The organism is Streptomyces sp. NPDC018964, from assembly GCF_044390325.1.
Lineage (GTDB): Bacteria > Actinomycetota > Actinomycetes > Streptomycetales > Streptomycetaceae > Streptomyces.
In genome coordinates this window covers 1-1,984 of record NZ_JBIRYZ010000067.1, presented here as the reverse complement: position 1 = coordinate 1,984, position 1,984 = coordinate 1, and the positions used below count along the sequence as shown (strand labels likewise).

The window sequence follows — 1,984 nt, the reverse complement described above, 5'->3', positions numbered from 1 at the left end:
CGCGCCCCCCCCCCCCCGCCCTTTCTGGGGGCGCGCCCAAGAACTGCTCCCACACCGGGGCGCCCGGGCCCCCGCCCCCCGGCCCCCCCCCCCCCGCCCGGGGCGCCCCCCCCCGCGGGCGGGGGGGGGGGCCGCCCGGTCCGTGTGGGGGGGGAGAGGTTTTGTTGCGTCAGCCCTCGCCGAGCGGCCGCGGGTTGGGCGTGACGCGCTTGCTCCTGGACCGTCCCGGCGGATGCAGGAACAGCGCCACGACCCCGGCGAAGAGCGAGATGCTGCCCGCCAGACCGAAGGCGCCGTTGTAGCCCAAGGCGCCGACGACCACGGAACCCGTGCCCGCGCCCAACCCGGAGACGAGCTTGGAGCTGTGGACCATCCCGTAGTTGGTGGCGTTGTTGTTCTCCCCGAAGTAGTCCGCCGTCAGCGCCGCGAACATCGGGAAGATGGCGCCGCCGCCGAAGCCGGAGATCGCGGAGAACACCAGGAACAGCGGCAGGTTCTTGATCTCGGCCGACCAGATGATGCCGAACTGGGCGAGGCCCAGGACGGCGCACACGTAGAGCAGTGCGACTGACATCCCTAGTTGACACATAACAGCGACAACTGACATCAAGATCGCCGACGCCGTTCAAGGCCGATCCAGGTCGGCGAGGAACGCAGCGAGTTGGTTGGTGGTGGTGCAGTCGATGGCGCGGTAGGCCCAGTTCAGCCGAGCGCGTCGTAGGAGGCGCGGTGTGGGACCGGGAAACGGGCCTGTCCGATCGGGGGGCGAGGGCCACTCCCGCAGCGACTGCAGCCGCAACTGGTGAGGCGTAGCTAAGCTCTTTGTTCGAGGCCCATGGCCGCAGCCAGCACTGTAGGGATCTCTCGCGGAATCTCGTAACTCTGCGCACCCACGGTCGAGAGGGCGAGGGCTGCCAATGCCTCTCCCGTCTCTGCGCAGCGCACCGGGTCAATGTTCCTGGCAAGGGCGGCAAGGTAGCCGGCGCGAAATGCGTCCGCGAAGCCTGACAAGTCGGCGACTGTGGTGAGCGGGATGGCGGGGACCTCGGCCGGGGGCTCGTCGGCTCGGTCGATGCGGCTGCCCTTTTCGCCGAGGGTCGTCACCCAGGTGCCGACCTTGCAGAGCACCTGAGCAGGGGTCCAGCCGGTTTTTGCGATGAGCAGTTCGCGTTCGGATTCGCTGGTGAAGAGGTGGTCGGCGTCTTCAACGAGTTCGCGGACGCCAGCGCCGTCGAGCCGGTCCAGTCGGTGGGACGGGGCAGCGAGGAAGCGGATGCCCAGAGAGCGGCAGGCACGGCTGTGGCGCAGCATCGCCGCCGGGTCGTCGGCCCCGATGAGGACCAGGTCGATGCCGCCGTGACGGCGGACGACGTCGACGAGGTCAATGGCGGCGGCCTCGGTCTCCGCGCCAGGGTAGAACGACATCAACTGGTTGCCGTGCGCGTCGATGGTGCGCAGGATGCGTGCGGTGGGGCGGGAAGCGGACTCCTGGAGGCCGGAGACGTCTACTCCCAGTTTCGAGAGCTGTTCGCCGTGGGGCCGGAAATCGGTGCCTACGGCGCCCACCAGCAGCGGACGGTGCTTCAGGCGGGCCAGGCCGTAGGCGATGTTGGTGGCGGGGCCTCCGTTGCGTATCTCAAGGGTGTCGGCCAGGAAGGACAGGGAGACGTGGTCCAAGTGGTCGGCGAGGAGTTGGTCGGTCATCCGGCCGGGGAAGGTCATCAGGTGGTCGGTTGCAACGGAACCGGTCACGGCGATGCGCATGTCATATCCCGGTTGCGACGCGGAGTGCGTCGACGCGGTCGGTGCGCTCCCAGGTGAAGTCGGGCAGCTCACGGCCGAAGTGGCCGTAGGCGGCGGTCTGGGCGTAGATCGGGCGCAGCAGGTCGAGGTCGCGGATGATCGCGGCCGGGCGGAGGTCGAAGACCTCGTCGATGGCCTTCTCGATCTTCTCGGTGTCGATCGTGGCGGTGCCGAAGGTCTC

General features: G+C 69.0%; 2 protein-coding genes and 1 pseudogene. All 3 read right to left on the bottom strand.

Annotated features, from left to right (window positions below):
- Window positions 1–169: 169 nt before the first annotated feature.
- Window positions 170–577 (bottom strand): annotated as a pseudogene (locus tag ACH5AO_RS37205) (MFS transporter); the annotation flags it as partial.
- A gap of 236 nt (window positions 578–813) precedes the next feature.
- Window positions 814–1,764 (bottom strand): PfkB family carbohydrate kinase, encoded by a 951-nt coding sequence (locus ACH5AO_RS37200; RefSeq protein WP_398932570.1) that lies wholly within the window; start codon window positions 1,762–1,764, stop codon window positions 814–816.
- Window position 1,765: 1 nt separating this feature from the next.
- On the bottom strand, window positions 1,766–1,984 hold a 219-nt coding region (locus ACH5AO_RS37195), incomplete at its 5' end, for a methionine adenosyltransferase domain-containing protein (RefSeq protein ID WP_398932568.1).

Bases quoted from the DNA above. Each gene is read 5' to 3' on its own strand.
- ACH5AO_RS37200 (WP_398932570.1), bottom strand. From the start codon at position 1,764: ATGCGCATCGCCGTGACCGGTTCCGTTGCAACCGACCACCTGATGACC.